Below are 17,037 nucleotides of genomic sequence, written 5' to 3' on the forward strand. Positions count from 1 at the left end.
CTTGTTAAATGAAATTCCAATTTTATTAGGTGCCGGTCTTGTTTTACTAGGAATCTTTGTTTTAGGTTTTATTGCATTGAAGACGAATTTCCCCAGTGTGATTTTGTATATTCTTTTGGGAATTGTGTTAGCCGGAACACTAAATCACAGTGAAATTTTACACTTTTCAAGCGAAGTTGCTATTGTGTTAATGTTCTTTTTGCTGGGACTAGAATTTAGTACAAAGCGATTGGGTTCGATCGCAAAAAAGATTTGGAGTTCTGGACTACTTGACTTAATACTTAGCCTTGTTGTTTCCATGCTAATAGCTTTTGGGTTTGGGATGGACTGGTTCAGTGCATTTTTAATCGGAGGCATAACTTACGCAACGAGTTCTTCTATTACAGCTAAATTGCTCGATGACAAGGGTAGGATGGCAAACGCCGAAACAGAATTCGTTTTAGGGATACTGATATTTGAAGACTTAATTGCTCCAATAGTTGTAGCAGTTTTAATTGCATTAAGTGCTGGTGATGCATTTACGAGTACAGATCTTTTACTATTAGTAGGGAAGATAGTCGGACTTGCACTAATTGCAATCATCCTCGGAAAAACCCTGTTTAAACACTTCGAAAAGTTCCTGTTACGGATAGACGATGAGGATTTCAAATTCGCATTATTAGTGGGCATTGCACTAGCGTTTGGTGGACTGGCCCTTCTACTAGGACTATCAGAGGTTTTAGGTGCATTTCTTGCAGGTGTTATGCTTGCAGAAATTGGTAAAATTGAACGAGTTGAAGGCACAGTAACTCCAATTAAAAACTTAATGCTACCTACGTTTTTTGTATATTTTGGGACAACTATAAATGTTGGATCAGGTATACCAATGCCAATTCTTTTAATTGTTTTACTTATTTGGTCAGTCATTGCAAAAATTATAGTAGGTGTTGTCGGTGGTAAATTATACGGCCTTTCGAAACGTGTATCATTAAGAGCTGGATTATCACTTTGTGCAAGAGGGGAATTTTCTGTAGTAATTGCCAGTATCGCGCTTGGATCGATAAAGGTATTTGGTGGAATTTACATTATAATATCGGCGTTTATTGGTATGTTACTCTTTAGCTACGCGAACAAGATAACTACAAAGATATATGGTAAACCTGTTAAAAAGAAAAAGAACTTAAATGTGCCCACTGCTTAATACGAAAAAGACGGTACTGCTTTATGGCAGTACCGTCTCTTATTATTTGGCCACTTTCAAAAAAATTGACATAAATAAATAAACGGACTTAGTGAAATTTTCTTTCGCAACCGTTCCTGCAGAATACTTCGCTTTCCACGGGCACGGCCTCAGTCTCCTCAGAAGCAAAGAACGCTTCTTCCGGGGTCTTCGGACGCGTGCTGTTCGAGGCCGCAGAAAAACTTAAATATGGTACAAATGTGTCGATCTACCATCGCATCTTCGAATATACTTCGCGCACCTTAGGGAGAGTGCCGAGCCTCCTCGGACTACCGTCCTGCGGGGTCTCGTCGATCTCTTACTTCCCGTAGGAGTCTACGTATATTCAAGATGCTAATTTGAAGTGAAAAGTTAAATTTTTAAAATCTACCGCTTTTTCAGTGGCCTGCGTGCTGTTCCCGCAGGAGTCTACGTTTTCTGCCGGAACGACGTCACGAGGAGGCTGAAGCGTGCAACACAGTAAGCGAGTGTCTTTCCAAAGAGACAGTTGATATTTTCGTGTAACGGATGATTCTCAAGCCGTGACGGTTGATATTTTAGGATAACGGATGATTCTCAGGCCGCAACGGTCGATTTTATCGGATAACGGTTGATTACTTAGCACCTGGAACCTCCCGCGGAATGTGTATTTCCGTAGTTTTCACCCCTTCGCAATTTACATCAACTGCGAAGGTTAAAGAGCAACAATTCTTACTAATTAGCCACTAGTTATAATGTTTTTCTTCTAATTGTTGGAGCGTTAGTAAAGCTTTATTATTAAAATCTGTATCTTTATAGGTCAGTTTTTCCTTTAATTTATCAACTGATTCTTTCAAAGATGTTTCATAAGATGGCAACTCCCCTTCAAAGGTGTGAACTGCAGGTTTGGCAACATTCATTTTTTCATTATACGCAAGCGCCTTTCTCTCATGAAAAAATACACCGTCAATTTTACCAGGGTTATGTAGATCTCCCTGCATCGGATGTTTTTGAACTGCTAATACTTTGATAAGAAAACGTTCTCCTCGGTCCTCTAATACCTCACCTATGTACTTCCCCGAATTATAATGTGCTCTAACAATCTGTCCAATCTTTATTTCTGCCATAGTAGACCCTCCGTGGAAAAGTTTATATCTCTATTTTACGTTAAATTAAAAAAAATTCAATTAACGCGCTTGTTTTATAATAAAGCATCGTATTGGTTTAAGAAAAAACACGAGTTTGGTACAATAGTGTCGAAGGAAGTGAGCAATTATGATGGACTTTTTATATTTCCCCGAGGATAAAACGGAATATATTCCTGCTATTATAACGTTGGTTATTTTTATGATTGGTGCTGCAATAACAATGTATTATTTCTACAAACATTCAGAAAAAGAAGAAAAACGATTCAACGAACAATATGATCTTAATTCCACTAAGCAATCAAGCAAAGAGCCACAATTAAGCGATAACAAAAATAAAGAAGAATGACCTGTAAAAATACTAAAACCTAATTGGTCTTAGTATTTTTTAGTTTATCAATAAAGATTGTAAGATGATTATTTTTCCCTGTTTGGTTGATACTAAAAGAAAACACCAGTGGAGGGAATGGAAATGATACGAAAAGTTATAGCCGTACTAATTTTCATTATCTTGTTTGGATGCCAAGGTGATGAGCAGACATCGTTAACGGTTGATATGTATAACGCTGCAGGTGATATGGTAGGGACGGCAAAGTTCGGTGAACAACCAGAAGGAGTTTCTATTAAAGTAAAAGTAGAGGGATTAACACCAGGCTTGCACGGTATTCATGTCCATGAATTTCCTGAATGCGAGGGGCCTGATTTTAAAAGTGCTGGAAATCATTTCAACCCTGAAGGCAAAGAACATGGCCTGATGAATCCGAAGGGCCCACATCTGGGTGACCTTCCAAATGTTGAAGCGGATGCTAGTGGGGTCGTGGACGTTGAATTAATGCTAGCTAGCGCAACAATGTTAGAAGGGAAATCATCCATATTTAAAAATGGTGGAAAATCCTTAATTATTCATAGTGAACAGGATGACGGGGTAAGTCAGCCTAGTGGTGAATCTGGTGAACGTTTAATTTGTGGTGAGATAAAACTTGAATCAAAAGAGGATTCTAAGGAATCACCAACTGACCCCACTGAAAACAATGAAAAGAAGAAAAAGTAAAACGAAAGCTTATACTGATGTTTCTTAGTATAAGCTTTCGTTTTTTACACATTAAGTCGTATGAACTGCATCAATTATCCTTTTTACACCTTCCACAAGAGTAGCTTTTGGACAAGCAATATTCATACGCATAAATTGTGACCCTTCCTTACCGTATTCAACCCCAGCATTAAGTCCCACTTTAGCTTTCTTAGTCATAAACTCTTTTAATGATTTGTCATCTAAACCAAGTTTGCTGCAGTCAATCCACAATAAATAAGTTCCTTCAGTTTGAACAACCTTTAGTTTAGATGTATGTTGTTCAAACATGTCTACAACGTAATTTCGATGTTCGTGCAAAACCTTCCTTAGCTCTGTAAGCCACTCATCTCCATGTTTATAAGAAATCTCCAATGCCAGATTACCCATGGTGTTTAACATATGGTGACCTTGGCTTTCTAACTGGTTGTTGAGGATTTTACGTTTTTCCTTATCGGAAGTTACGATATAAGATGCCTGTAGCCCTGCCAAATTGAATGTTTTAGAAGGAGACATAAATGTAATTGTTTCATGGCTGATTTCTTCTGACAAAGCTGCAACAGGGAAATGCTCAATCCCTGGGAAAGTTAGATCTCCATGTATTTCGTCACTAACAATTAAAACATTGTAAGACATGCAAAGGTCAGCTAATTTTTTTAGTTCTTCCTTGCTCCAAACCCTGCCAACTGGATTATGAGGTGAGCATAAAATAAATGCTTTAACACCACTTTTTAATTTTTCTTCAAAGTCATCAAAATTTATTTGGTAAGAGTCTCCATTGTAAACCAGCTTATTCTTAACCACTTCGCGATCATGCTTTGTTATTACACTGTAAAAAGGTGTATACACTGGTGTTTGGATTAGTACTTTATCCCCGGGGTTCGTAAAAGCCTGAATCACCATATGTAGACTTGCAATAACACCAGGGCTGAATGAAAGCCAATCAGTATCAATTGACCAACCATGGTGTCTCTCAAGCCAGCCTGAAATCTCACCCTTCACATCATTATCAAGAATGGTATATCCGAATATTCCGTGTTTAGAACGTTCTACTAAAGCATCTATAACGGGTTGTGGTGTTTGGAAATCCATATCTGCAACCCACATTGGTAGTACATCTTCGCTTTGAAAGACTGTTTGGAGAATGTCCCACTTAACGGATCTTGTTTGTTTACGATCATGGATATCAGTGAAATTTATCATGTCAAAACCTCCCTTTTTTCAGTATATCTAAACACATAAGCAAAGTACAAGAGGTTAGCTTGAATAGGAATGCATGAATTACGAAGCAAAAACACACAAAAAAAAAGCAAAGCGTCAGACGCCTTGCTTACAGGGGGAATACGAGAAAGTCTTACACTATCAGTATTACCCCTTGGGGAATTTAATAAACACAATTTGACATTTTTTTTATAAAATATTTCGAAGTCTTTAAACAAAGTATCTGAAAATACTGATAAACAAGTAAAAGCTTCTTCTTACAGTCTTTTTTCGAGTGCTTCTTTTTCACTTTCAAATCCAGGTTTTCCTAAAAGTGCAAACATATTTTTCTTATATGCCTCAACGCCTGGCTGATTGAAAGGATTTACTCCTAATAAGTAACCACTGATTGCACAAGCTTTCTCAAAAAAGTAAACCAAATAGCCAAAGGTATATGCATCAAGTGCAGGTAATTCAATTACCAGATTCGGGACGCCGCCGTCATTATGTGCAATCATGGTTCCCTGGAAGGCTTTATCGTTAATCTCATGAAGGCTTTTTCCGGTCAAATAGTTCAACCCATCCAAGTTTTGTTTATCCTCTGTTACAGTTAATTCTTTTTTTGATGAGTTAACATGTAAAACAGTTTCGAAAAGGTTTCTTCTGCCATCTTGAATATATTGCCCCAATGAGTGAAGATCAGTGGTAAAGTTAGCTGAGGCAGGGAAAATTCCTTTTTGATCTTTTCCTTCACTTTCTCCAAACAATTGTTTCCACCACTCTCCAACATAATGAAGCTGGGGTTCGTAGTTAATCAGCATTTCAATCGTATTTCCTTTGCTATAGAGACAGTTACGAATAGCTGCATATTGATATGCTGGATTATCATTTAGTGAGTTTATTGCTAAGTCATCAGCAGCTTGTTTCGCACCATCCATCATGTCATCAATGGAAAGGCCACTTGCTGCAATTGGCAACAGACCAACAGCAGTTAGTACAGAAAAGCGTCCACCAACATCATCCGGAATAACAAAGCTTTCGTAGCCTTCTTCTGTGGCAAGCTTTTTTAATGCACCCTGCTGTTTATCTGTTGTTGCATAAATTCTATTTTTAGCGCCATCAATGCCATACTTTTCTTCTAAGAAGCTTCGGAAAATGCGAAATGCAATCGCAGGTTCTGTAGTCGTACCGCTTTTAGAAATTATATTAATGGATACGTCCTTGTCATCTAAAACTTCCAGCAACTCCTGCATATAAGTTGAACTAATGTGATGTCCAACAAAAATGACCTGTGGTGCTTTTCGTTGTTCTTTGTCGAGCATGTGAGCAAAAGAATGGTTCAACATTTCAATCGCAGCCCGTGCTCCTAAATATGATCCGCCAATGCCTATTACTAATAAAACATCGGAGTCTTTTCTGATTTTCTCTGCACTTGCTTTAATTCGTGTGAATTCTTCTTGATCAAAACTGTTTGGTAGGTCTAACCAACCTAAATAATCATTACCAGCTCCAGTCTTGTTATGTAAAGCCTGATGAGCTGCAGAAACAGCTTCCTTCATCTGCTCCAGTTCGTCTTCGTTTAAGAATGGGATTGCCTTTTTATATGAGAAATTAATGTGTGTCATGTTTTGCCTCCTTGTCAATCTTTCCATATTACTGTACCGAACAAATGTAGTGAAATCAAGAACGAACATGCATATATTTTGCTTAACAGGAAAAAATAGTTGTTAATCGTTAGAAGGAGGGATTAAGATGAGTGGAATTCAACGTATCGCACTAGCTCTAACCATTGTCGGGGCAATAAACTGGGGGCTTATCGGCTTGTTTCAATACGATTTAGTTGCAGCAATCTTTGGTGGTGGAGAACAAAGTGGTGCCATTGCACGTGTTATTTATGCACTAGTAGGAATCAGCGGACTAATTGCTTTATCGCTTTTATTTAAACCGGATGAGGCATTTGCTGACAAAAGAGAAACCAGAACAGAAACATAAGTTTTTAATAACCACAGACGCAATTAAAAGGGTTCGCTAAACATTAGAAAACTTGGCTTATCGCCAAGCCTTAATGGCACTTATGCAGTAAGAAAGAATTTATACTTTCTTTCCTGCTAAAAAAAGAGGCTCACTTAACCAAATATACTATTTGCATAGTAGCAATGGTGAGTGGCCTTTTCTTAAGCAAAATTAGTTCTTGTATGTTTCTTCGCGTTCTTCAGATTGTTCAATCCATTGTTCTAGCTTATCTTTTAACGTATTAAAACCAGCTGAACTATCTTGTTGCTGCTGTTGAACAGGTTGGTTTTTAGGTGCTTTCGTTTGTTGCTTTGGTGCTTCTTCTGTAGCACGGATTGATAATGACACTTTGTTTTTATCCGAATCCACGTTTAAAACCTTAACATTTACACTATCACCAACAGTTAAATGCTCATTAATGTCTTTCACATAACCATGTGTAACTTCGGAGATATGAACCAATCCTTGTGTTTCGTCATCTAAAGCAACAAATGCACCGTATGGTTGAATTCCTGTAACTTTTCCTTCTAGTACTTGACCAGTTTCAAACTTGTCTGTCATGCTGAACAACTCCTATACCTATTTCAATTCTTTTCACACAATATAACATTTTACCACAAATTGTGGATTCAAGCAAAAAAAATCGGAAGGATGATAAAAATGGTCCCAATAGATTCTACTATTGAAAATACCATGTTCTCTCTTTATGTTTTAGAGGAATTGCTTAAACCAGAAGGATTTGTCATCGGATCAAGCTGGGATTATGATAGCGGATATTTCGACTATCTGCTTGACAATAAACAAGCGTATTATTATTTACGGATCCCTTTTTATGCAGTTGCTGGATCTCTTGATTATCCCGGAGTTACTGTCCGCGTTGATAAACCATTCTTACTTGCCCATGAATATCAAAAAGGCATTGATGAAAAAGCAGAAACTGGAGCATTAAGCGGTGCAGTTGATCAATTCCAAACACCTACAAATCCGGATGCAGAGATGCCGCACGAATATATAGAGATGGGAAAAGATTTAACCAAACGTGTAGAAGGATTACTCATCCCGAGCTGACAATACGCCCAATATATCACCTGATTGTAGTTCAGTATCAGTTTCGGGGTTTATCTCCCATACGTTGTTACGTTTAACTCCTAGCAAAACCTGGTGATTGTTAAAGTAACGATAAGCTACTTTTCCAAATGATAATCCTTCGAGGTTTGCAGGGAGTTTTTGTCGCTGAATCTGTTGATTTTTTAATAGGGTATCAATCATTTCTACAGGACTAAATTTTTCTGTGGAAAATAATTCCTGATAAAGTAAACTGCTAATTAAATCATTAGGTTGAACGATGGAAGTAGCACCCGCTCTTTTTGTATTTTCTACTTGGTTAGTTAATACTTCAGCCAACAGGTATACAGCGGTATTGTTTCCTCTTATAGCAACTGTTGTCAAAACAGTATGTCGATCAGATATTTTTTCCGTTTTAGATGTATCAGCTGTAATCAAAACAAACTTAGCTGCATCTATGTTTGCCTTTAAAAGTGTTTCATCTACACTTGCTTCGCCACTAATAAAGTGAAAAGGTGTATGGTCATATGATAGATGCCTTAGGGTACTGTCGATCAGAACAATTTCAGCGAACTTATTCTTGGAAATAATTAAATCAACAAGTTTTCTGGCACGTTCATTCCAGCCAACTATTACAATGTGGTTTTTCCCTTTATAAGTAACCTTACCCCTAGATAAATCATTTTTTTGTTTGAAGGTGCTTGTTGACAACGTTGCAATGTAAAACGTAAGCAGCCCACCACCAGATAAAATCAGTAAGATACCAATAATTCTTCCATGCACTGTTAAGGGTACATAATCACCATAACCAACTGTAGCACCTGTGACAAATGCCCACCATACTCCGTCAAAGACCGTTGGAAACTCCTTTGGTTCGACTATATGAATAACTGTACCAAAAAGCATCATGATGAGAAAAACAGTGACTAGCAGACGCAACGTGATTGGTAATCGGTAATAGATATGCTTAAAAAGTTGAGTACGCATGTGGTCACCTTTTATTTAAGATTTTTTATCAGTATGGACAATTAGACACAAAAAAAGACACCCCAGGGGATGTCTTATCATTTAATTAGTAGGAAAACACAATTTATTGTAATGATTTCTTTATACTTTTGTAGACCTCATCCCAAAAATCAGTATTATCACGAAAAGTTTTTGTCATAAATAGCAACATTTCGCCAAGCTTTTCTTGATAATCATCTGTGTCTTTGCTAGGTAAATTAGCGCGTGCATCATCCAAAAACTGTTGGATTTTTTCGGCACGTGGACCCCATTTTGCAACTTCATTACCTGCTTCATCAATGAAAACAAATATAGGTATAGATCTTGATTTTCCATTCGTAAGGTATTTGTCCATGAGTTCAAGATTCGCATCTCTTGGTAACAGGGATACACCAATATTGGAGTGTTCTGCAATTCGCAAAAGGATAGGGATATTTAACATAGCGTCGCCACACCAATCTTCTGTTAATACCAGTACACGAAGCCGCTTGCTTTTTACCTTTTGAAAAAATAGTTCATCATTTGGGGCAGAGAAATTGTCATAGATATGTAGTAGGTTCTCCTTATGCTTCTCCATCGATTCTATATATTCATCAGAGGACATTCCCTTTTCATACCAATTGTTTAATGTCATTAACTTCACTCCTTTTTTTAATCTGTCTTATAAAAGTTTACCCAACTTGTCAAGTTTCGTAAACAAAAGTGCTCTAGTTAAAAAAGTTTGCTATTATGTAATTGGAGCGAACTATTTAATTGTTATAGGAGGAATTTTTCAATGGAACAAGCTAACAAAGATTTTTTATTAGAACTACTAAACACTCCATCGCCATCAAGTAATGAAATGGAGATTCAAAAAAAGTGGATGAATTATGTTAAGGATTTTGCAGATGAAATCCGTACTGATAATGCAGGTAATGCAATTGGTGTTTTGAACCCAGATGCACCGTTTAAAGTCTTGCTGGCAGGACATTGTGACGAAATTGCCCTGGTTGTGAATCGCATCGATGATAACGGATATCTACATTTTGATAAAATGGGTGGTATTAATCCAAAAGCCGCTGTTGGGATGAAAGTAACCATTTTAGGCTATGCAGAAACAATAACTGGCGTCATAGGTGTTAATGCCCAGCATCATGGTGGTCTCAAAAATGAATTCGGACTTGAAGACCTATTTATAGACTGCGGTTGTAAATCAAAAGAAGAGATGACGAAATACGTGCAAATAGGTGACCTCGCAGTATATAAAACTGAGCCGGAAATTTTGATGGATCGCTATTTAGCCGGTAGAGGTCTGGATAATCGTACAGGTTCATTCATCGTTGCAGAAGTACTAAAAAGGTTGGCCAAAAAGGGCTGTAAAGTTGGTGTATATGCCGCTAGTACAGTAAATGAAGAAACAAACATGGGTGGAGCATATTTTGCTGCAGCGGGTATTGAGCCAACAATGGCAATCGCATGCGACGTTACATTTGCAACGGACTACCCAGCAGTTGATAAAAACAAACATGGTGATGTTCGTTTAGACGGTGGACCAGTTCTTGCAAAAGGTGCACCAATTAACATTAAAATTAATCGGTTACTTGAAAAAACAGCCAAAAGCTTAAAAATGGATGTGCAATATGAACTAACACCAAGAATGACAGGAACTGATGCAGACAAAATGCGGCTTACAGGTAGAGGTGTACCTGTATCACTAGTATCGCTACCTTTACGCTACATGCATTCTCCAGTTGAAACAGCAAGCTTCCAGGATATAGAAGAAGAAATTGAACTACTTGTGACAATGATTGCAGGACTTACAGGAGACGAAAGTCTAAATCCGTTAGAGGATTAAAAATTTTGGAACAAAGGACTTTTAAAATACTGATGTAACATGTATAATAAATGGTACAATAACATATCGATTCTATCTTCGGGGCAGGGTGCAATTCCCGACCGACGGTGAGGGACAAAACTTGTTCTAAGTCCGTGACCCACGATGCAGTTGCAAAGTGGTTGACCTGGTGAAACTCCAGGACCGACAGTGAAAGTCTGGATGGGAGAAGATAATTAAGCATATTTAGGTGCAACTTGCGCCTTTATTTTCCTGTGATTTCTAAACCCTGAAGCCTACTATGGTTTTTGGGTTTTAATTTTTTATGCAGAAAGAAAGTATAAAAACTTTCTTTCTGCATAAGTGGAACTAGGGCATTCACTATAAAGATTGGCGATAAGCCCTAGTTTTCTAAGCAGGAAAAAGCTTATCCTTCATCAAAGATTTGAATCGATAACAAGATGGAGGAAATTGAAAATGCAAAAATCATCAAAGTTAGTTAAATTAATAATTTTATCTTTACTTGGAACTATTTCGTTTTTACTGTTTTTCTTAAACTTCCCAGTGCCATTTTTACCAACACCATATCTAAAAATTGATTTTAGTGACGTACCGGCTCTGATTGCTGCTTTGATCTTCTCGCCACTTGCCGGTGTTGCAGTGGAAGCAATTAAAAATCTGCTTTATCTAGTATTATCAGGATCTGGTGAACCAATAGGTGTAACAGCAAACTTTTTATCCGGTGTTCTGTTTATCGTACCAGTCGCGATATTGTACCATAAGTACAAGGGTGTAAAGAGTATTGTTTCTGGTTTAATAACTGGAACGATTATAATGGCTGTAACTATGAGTGTCCTAAATTACTTTGTTATTCTGCCTGCTTACGCTTGGTTTATGGGATGGGGTACTATGTCGGATAGTGTGAAATTCTTCACTGTCTACGCGGGTGTTTTACCATTTAATGTAATTAAAGGTATTGTTGTCGGCATGCTGTTTGTTCCGCTATTTATAAAAATGCGTAGTTGGATTGAGCAAAAAAGAGCAAATCTTGCATAGTAGTATAAAATTGGAGCTGAATCTTAATGTTGAGATTTAGCTTTTTTGTTAGGTTTTGTTGCTCCTTAAACCTCGCAGTTGATACAAACTGCGAAGTAACTAAAAATCATGTTCGATGCTCAATAACCGCTGCGGAAAAATCACTACGCGCACCTTAGGGCTTGCGCTGAGTCTCCTAGGGTCGCAAAGACCGCTCACTGCGGGGTCTCAACACTCTTCGCTCGCAGGAGTCTTCGTGTTTTTCCTTCGCTAAGGTGATGTTTTATACAGCACTTTATGGCTCACTTACTATTACGATAGTTGTTTGGAGTGGAGGACCGTTGACTCTTGCTTAGAACAGCACGAGTCCGAATACCCCGCAGAGTGGTTTTCTCGAGGAGGCTGAGGCCGTGCCCGCGGAAAGCAACGGTCCGCAGCGGAAAACAACTCAGCACATAGTTCGCAGTTTATAATATTAGTATAAAAAAACTGCCCTTCCTGTTGGAAAGAGCAGTTTTCGTTTATGCTTCTTCGACTAAAATGGTTGCTGTTGGTTCAGCTTCTAATCTTTCTTCAGGAATTGGTTTTCCTGAAACTTCGCTTTTACCAAATGTACCATTTTCAATTCTGTCTAATGCGTTATTTATATCCTGTAGCCGTTGTTTTTTTACAAGTCTTAATCCTGCATCACGTTCTTGCTCAAACTGTTCAGTACCCATATCTGCTGGATGATTGTCATAATCTGCTAACTCTTGAGCTGATTCATTTGGGCCCTGATTGTCTTTTTCTAATTGCTGTTCAACATCGTGTTTCATCTCAAGTAAAGTTTTTTTGAAGTATTCGAGTTTTTTATTACTAAGCATGATTAATCTCCTCCTTCAAAAGAATTATTTAATTGGTACAACACCAATCGTACAACGTGATAAACAAATCAGATTTTCTTTTTCGTCTTCAATTTTAACTTCCCAAACCATAGTTGACTTGCCTAAATGTACAGGTGTTGCTTTAGCAGTAACGATTCCTTCACGTTTGCTTTTTAAATGATTGGCGTTAATTTCAATGCCGTAAACACTGACTTGCTCCGGGTTGACGTTTAAATAAGCACCAATACTTGCGGCAGATTCAGCAAGTGCAACACTTGCTCCCCCATGTAAAAATCCCATAGGCTGCTTTGTTCGATGGTCTACTGGCATTGTCATAACAACCAAATTTTTGTCTAATGATTTTGACTCAATCCCTAATGTTTCCATCAATGTATTAGTAAGGTCCATTTACGGTTCACTCCTTTAGATTAGTGAATTTACTAATAGGGAGATCCCCATCAATAATCCATACATACTGTTCGTTTTTCCAGTTAAAATCATTGCTGGCATCATTTCAATAGGCTTTGATTTTCCTTTAAAGGCTTTTACGACTTCAAAAGCCATTTTGGTGCTGATTAGTGCCAAGAGCGACCAAATCGGCAGCATTCCTACAATGATGTAAATAACGGTTAAAACATATGCAACAGAAAATAAAATTCCTAATAAAACTATAGCATTTTTTCTCCCTAATAAAATCGCTATGGTTTTGCGACCGTTTTGTTTATCACCATCTAAATCACGAATATTATTCGATAACATGATACACGCAATGAAAATCGCAATTGGAATAGAGACCCAAACCACATTAGCTGTAATAATTGAGGTTTGAATGTAAAAACTTATCCCGATAATAACCGTTCCCATAAAAAATCCGGCAAAGACTTCCCCGAATGGTGTATAGGCAATTGGAAAAGGGCCTCCTGTATATAAATATCCGAAAAGCATACAGATTAAACCAATAGCTGCAACCCACCAGCTGGTTTCTACACATATATATAAACCTAATAAAGCTGCAACACCAAAGAAAATAAGTGCCAAAGACAAGACGGTTTTAGGTCCTATGCCATCGCGTACAATGGTACCTCCAATTCCTACTGATTCTTCGTTGTCTAAACCACGTTTGAAATCAAAATACTCATTAAACATATTTGTTGCTGCTTGAATAAGTATGGATGCAAGTAACATGGCTAAAAATAGTAAGAAGTGAAGTGATGTTTCATTAAGTGCTAGCATTGTTCCTACAAAAACAGGAACAAAAGAAGCGGTGAGGGTGTGTGGACGTAATAAACGCCACCATATCTGAAACCCTGGTTTTTCATTTAAGGCATGTTTCGTCGATTCCATTGTTGTTCTCTCCCTAATAAGTGCAATATCTCATTAAGTTTATGGCAATTTGCTGTTGGGTGTCAATCGACAATTAATGAGATATTAATAAAAAATAGTTCCTTTTCTTGAGAATTGGGGTAAAAGGGAATAAAATAGGATATGTATGTATTCGTGTATCGCGTGACGGAGGTTTATATTATGATTGAAACAAAAGAAGAAGTACTTGAATCAGTACTTAATAGAGCTATAAATAAAGCAGAAAAAGAAAAGCGGAAGCAATTGGTTAGTGTTACAAAAAAAATAGAAGCAGTTGATCCGCTTCACTTTTTTGAAGCTGCAAAGCAATTAGGTAAAAACCGTTCGTTTTGGTCAAGTACAGCCGAGGACTTCTTTATGGTCGGGGTAGGGGCTACTTATAAGATAGAAGCAACGGATAATCGTTTTAAAGAAACTAACGAACAATGGCAAAGGGTAAAGCAACAAGCAATCATCCATAATCCATATGAAAAACCAGGGACAGGTTTAGTTGCGATGGGGGGGATGGCATTTGACCCTGACAAAGCCAGAACTTTGCTGTGGGACAACTTCTCCGATAGTGAATTTACTGTAGCTGCCTATATGTTAACAAAGCATGAGGATGAATATTATCTGACAATGAATGTTCACGTGTCTGAAAATGACAGGACAAGCGACCTGACAAACCAACTAAATAAAAAAGTTGAAACCTTACTTGGTAATGATGTAAATATCCCTACAAATACGGTGATTCTTGATAAATATGAAATAGAGCCTGACAAATGGAAGCAAACCGTTCAGTTCGCAACAGAACAAATAAAAACTAGTGAAGTTGAAAAAATTGTGCTTTCCAGAGAGTTGAGAGTAAAACTAAACAGGAAAGCTCAAATCAGCACTGTACTACATGACTTATTAGAGACACAAACCAACAGCTTTGTGTTTGCTTTTGAACGCGGAGAGGACTGTTTTGTTGGGGCTACACCTGAGAGGCTAATCAAGATACAGGAAGATCATTTACTTTCTACATGTCTTGCCGGTACTGCACCAAGAGGAAACACATTAAGTGAAGACAAACTATTAGCGGATAACTTACTAGAAGATGACAAAAATCGAAGCGAACATGATTTTGTAGTAAAAATGATTGAAGAGGCTATAAGTCCATACTGTTCAACCATAAATGTACCGAGGGAACCAATTATTTATCCATTAAAAAATCTACAGCATTTATATACTCCAGTAACAGCTATAGTCAGCCCTGATGTTAATATGTTTGATATTATCAAACAGCTGCATCCAACCCCTGCATTGGGTGGGGTACCTAGAGAGAAATCCTTACAATTCATTCGAGAACATGAATTGTTGGATAGAGGCTGGTATGGCGCCCCTGTTGGATGGCTTGACCATAACAATAATGGGGAGTTTGCTGTAGCAATTCGTTCCGGGCTAATTCAAGGTGACGAAGCTTCTTTATTTGCTGGGTGTGGTGTTGTAAGAGACTCTGATCCCGAAGAAGAATACGAAGAAACAAATATAAAACTTTTACCAATGTTAACTGTTTTAGGGGGATAAACATGAGTCATATTGAAGCTTTAACACGTTATACTGCAAATTTTGTGGACGAATTAGTAAAAAGTGGCGTTACCGAGGTTGTTATTTCACCAGGATCACGATCAACGCCTTTAGCAATGACTATTGTTGAGCACGCAGATATGAAGCAATGGGTGATTATCGATGAACGCTCAGCTGCATTTTTTGCATTGGGAAGAGCAAAAAAATCAAAGCGACCTGTTGCAATTGTTTGTACTTCAGGTACAGCAGCAGCAAATTATTTTCCAGCAATAGTGGAGGCACACTACAGCAGGGTTCCATTAGTTGTATTAACGGCCGATCGCCCACATGAATTAAGGGATGTTGGTGCACCACAATCGATTGACCAATTGAAGATGTATGGCGATTATGTAAAATGGTTCCATGAAATGGCTATACCTGATGCAGACCCTAAAATGTTAGATTACGCAAGGAGAAAAGCTTCAAGAGCAGCCCATAGTGCAACGGAAGGGAATGCAGGACCAGTACATGTAAATTTTCCTTTTCGCGAACCACTAATTCCCGATTTTTCTTTAGAAAACTTATGGGGGAGCATTGATAATTCATCTTATTTTCCAACCATAAATGGAAAAAAACGTCTTGATCATTCTGCAATAACGTATTTACTCGGTAAATTGCAAACTAAAAAACGTGGGCTGATTGTTTGTGGTCCACAAATTAATGAAGATTTGGCTGAAGCTATTACAGCATTGGCAGCAAGATGGAATGTTCCAATCTTGGCGGATCCGTTATCACAGATTAGGTCTGGGGAACATTATAAGGATTTAATCATAGAAGGCTATGATGCTTTCCTTAGAAACGAAGCGGTTCGAAAAAAACTAAAGCCAGACTTTATTATTCGTTTTGGTGCAATGCCGGTTTCTAAGGCCTTTCTGTTTTACGTAAAAGAGCATATGGATGCTGAACAATATATTGTAGAAGAACATAGTGGTTACCGTGAACCTGCCGGAAATCGTACGGAATTCATTTATGGAGACGCACAGCTTTTATGTGAAGACCTGAAAGCGGCAGACCATGGAGTGGCTATAGATAAAAATTGGCTTGAGGAATGGCAAAAAATGAACCAGATAGCCAAGAAACATCTAATAAGTGCAACAAGTGATGGAGCGGTTACAGAAGGTATTGCAGTACGGTGCTTAATGGAATCCATCCCAGAAGCGAGTACTTTATATGTTGGGAATAGTATGGCAATCCGTGATTTAGATACATTTTATATGACCACCCCAAAACAATTATCGATATTAGCAAACCGTGGAGCAAACGGAATTGATGGGATGGTATCGAGCGGACTTGGTGCTGCGGCAAATGGACAGCCTACAACATTGCTTTTAGGTGATCTTTCATTTTTCCATGATATGAACGGATTATTAGCTGCCAAACATTACAATATTAATTTAACTATAGTTTTAATTAATAATGATGGTGGGGGGATCTTTTCATTTCTTCCACAACAGAAGGAAAAAGATAAGTTCGAGTTATTATTTGGCACGTCACATGGTATTGATTTTTCTCATGCAATTACTATGTATGGGGGAGAGCATCATATAGTTACAAGAGAGAGTGAGCTCATGGATGTGTTGTTTGAAAGCTACCAATATGAAGGGGTATCTGTTGTTGAGGTTAAAACAGACAGAACTAGTAATATGGAATGGCACCGCACGCAATGGAGTCGGATAGAAAACGAAATTTTAAAAGGCGAGTGA

The 17,037-nt window shown here is 37.9% G+C and carries 18 protein-coding genes and 1 riboswitch; of the genes, 9 read left to right on the forward strand and 9 right to left on the reverse strand.

The annotated features are described in order from the left end of the window. Position 1 precedes the first annotated feature (1 nt). Positions 2-1,180, forward strand: a complete 1,179-nt coding sequence (locus ACOI1D_RS02435; protein ID WP_422498952.1) for a cation:proton antiporter — start codon at positions 2-4, stop codon at positions 1,178-1,180. 743 nt (positions 1,181-1,923) lie between these two features. Here ACOI1D_RS02435 and ACOI1D_RS02440 read toward each other — a convergent pair. Further along, entirely contained in the window at positions 1,924-2,304 is a 381-nt protein-coding gene (locus tag ACOI1D_RS02440; protein ID WP_422498954.1) for a kinase-associated lipoprotein B, read from the reverse strand. Positions 2,305-2,452: 148 nt separating this feature from the next. Between ACOI1D_RS02440 and ACOI1D_RS02445 the strand changes: the two genes are divergently transcribed. Together ACOI1D_RS02445 and ACOI1D_RS02450 are read left to right on the forward strand one after the other, a co-directional pair. After that, positions 2,453-2,671 carry a hypothetical protein gene (locus tag ACOI1D_RS02445; protein ID WP_422498955.1) on the forward strand — a complete coding sequence of 73 codons (219 nt, stop codon included), beginning with the start codon at positions 2,453-2,455 and terminating at the stop codon, positions 2,669-2,671. Between the two features lie 123 nt (positions 2,672-2,794). Further along, positions 2,795-3,373 (forward strand): superoxide dismutase family protein, encoded by a 579-nt coding sequence (locus tag ACOI1D_RS02450; RefSeq protein WP_422498957.1) that lies wholly within the window; start codon positions 2,795-2,797, stop codon positions 3,371-3,373. A gap of 51 nt (positions 3,374-3,424) precedes the next feature. Here the strand turns inward: ACOI1D_RS02450 and ACOI1D_RS02455 are convergent, their stop codons facing one another. Beyond that, positions 3,425-4,594: a MalY/PatB family protein gene (locus ACOI1D_RS02455; protein ID WP_422498959.1), complete on the reverse strand. Its 1,170-nt coding sequence runs from the start codon at positions 4,592-4,594 to the stop codon at positions 3,425-3,427. A gap of 275 nt (positions 4,595-4,869) precedes the next feature. Then, positions 4,870-6,216: a glucose-6-phosphate isomerase gene (locus ACOI1D_RS02460; RefSeq protein ID WP_422498961.1), complete on the reverse strand. Its 1,347-nt coding sequence runs from the start codon at positions 6,214-6,216 to the stop codon at positions 4,870-4,872. A gap of 127 nt (positions 6,217-6,343) precedes the next feature. Here ACOI1D_RS02460 and ACOI1D_RS02465 point away from each other — a divergent pair, with 127 nt between their 5' ends. Further along, the gene (locus ACOI1D_RS02465; RefSeq protein WP_422498963.1) at positions 6,344-6,583 is read left to right on the forward strand and encodes a DUF378 domain-containing protein; all 240 of its coding nucleotides are present in this window, start codon (positions 6,344-6,346) and stop codon (positions 6,581-6,583) included. 192 nt (positions 6,584-6,775) lie between these two features. On the opposite strand, the gene yugI is transcribed toward ACOI1D_RS02465, so the two are convergent. Continuing rightward, positions 6,776-7,165 (reverse strand): S1 domain-containing post-transcriptional regulator GSP13, encoded by a 390-nt coding sequence (gene yugI, locus ACOI1D_RS02470; RefSeq protein ID WP_422498965.1) that lies wholly within the window; start codon positions 7,163-7,165, stop codon positions 6,776-6,778. Positions 7,166-7,264: 99 nt separating this feature from the next. Between yugI and ACOI1D_RS02475 the strand changes: the two genes are divergently transcribed. Beyond that, complete coding sequence (locus ACOI1D_RS02475) at positions 7,265-7,672, forward strand: YugN family protein (protein WP_422498967.1); 408 nt, start codon at positions 7,265-7,267, stop codon at positions 7,670-7,672. On the opposite strand, the gene ACOI1D_RS02480 is transcribed toward ACOI1D_RS02475, so the two are convergent. Further along, complete coding sequence (locus ACOI1D_RS02480; protein WP_422498968.1) at positions 7,655-8,656, reverse strand: potassium channel family protein; 1,002 nt, start codon at positions 8,654-8,656, stop codon at positions 7,655-7,657. The genes ACOI1D_RS02475 and ACOI1D_RS02480 overlap by 18 nt on opposite strands. 103 nt (positions 8,657-8,759) lie before the next feature. Next, on the reverse strand, positions 8,760-9,308 hold the full coding sequence (locus ACOI1D_RS02485) for a thioredoxin family protein (protein ID WP_422498970.1): 549 nt from the start codon (positions 9,306-9,308) through the stop codon (positions 8,760-8,762). A gap of 141 nt (positions 9,309-9,449) precedes the next feature. Between ACOI1D_RS02485 and ACOI1D_RS02490 the strand changes: the two genes are divergently transcribed. Together ACOI1D_RS02490 and ACOI1D_RS02495 are read left to right on the forward strand one after the other, a co-directional pair. Next, positions 9,450-10,508 carry a M20/M25/M40 family metallo-hydrolase gene (locus ACOI1D_RS02490; protein WP_422498972.1) on the forward strand — a complete coding sequence of 353 codons (1,059 nt, stop codon included), beginning with the start codon at positions 9,450-9,452 and terminating at the stop codon, positions 10,506-10,508. Positions 10,509-10,578: 70 nt separating this feature from the next. Continuing rightward, positions 10,579-10,725, forward strand: a riboswitch (FMN riboswitch). Between the two features lie 239 nt (positions 10,726-10,964). Beyond that, positions 10,965-11,543: an ECF transporter S component gene (locus ACOI1D_RS02495; RefSeq protein WP_422498974.1), complete on the forward strand. Its 579-nt coding sequence runs from the start codon at positions 10,965-10,967 to the stop codon at positions 11,541-11,543. A gap of 500 nt (positions 11,544-12,043) precedes the next feature. On the opposite strand, the gene ACOI1D_RS02500 is transcribed toward ACOI1D_RS02495, so the two are convergent. From ACOI1D_RS02500 to ACOI1D_RS02510, 3 genes are read right to left on the reverse strand one after another with little or no spacing between them, the layout of a single operon-like run. Continuing rightward, positions 12,044-12,385, reverse strand: coding sequence for a hypothetical protein (locus tag ACOI1D_RS02500; protein ID WP_422498975.1), 342 nt, complete (start codon positions 12,383-12,385; stop codon positions 12,044-12,046). Between the two features lie 24 nt (positions 12,386-12,409). Next, positions 12,410-12,793: a hotdog fold thioesterase gene (locus ACOI1D_RS02505; protein WP_422498977.1), complete on the reverse strand. Its 384-nt coding sequence runs from the start codon at positions 12,791-12,793 to the stop codon at positions 12,410-12,412. Between the two features lie 15 nt (positions 12,794-12,808). Next, entirely contained in the window at positions 12,809-13,729 is a 921-nt protein-coding gene (locus ACOI1D_RS02510; protein ID WP_422498978.1) for a 1,4-dihydroxy-2-naphthoate polyprenyltransferase, read from the reverse strand. Positions 13,730-13,909: 180 nt separating this feature from the next. On the opposite strand from ACOI1D_RS02510, the gene ACOI1D_RS02515 reads away from it, so the two are divergent. Then, on the forward strand, positions 13,910-15,295 hold the full coding sequence (locus tag ACOI1D_RS02515; protein WP_422498979.1) for an isochorismate synthase: 1,386 nt from the start codon (positions 13,910-13,912) through the stop codon (positions 15,293-15,295). 2 nt (positions 15,296-15,297) lie between these two features. Next, on the forward strand, positions 15,298-17,037 hold the full coding sequence (gene menD, locus ACOI1D_RS02520; RefSeq protein ID WP_422498981.1) for a 2-succinyl-5-enolpyruvyl-6-hydroxy-3-cyclohexene-1-carboxylic-acid synthase: 1,740 nt from the start codon (positions 15,298-15,300) through the stop codon (positions 17,035-17,037).

Origin of the sequence: Virgibacillus sp. DJP39, assembly GCF_049310925.1 — a bacterium.
GTDB lineage: Bacteria > Bacillota > Bacilli > Bacillales > Amphibacillaceae > Virgibacillus_F.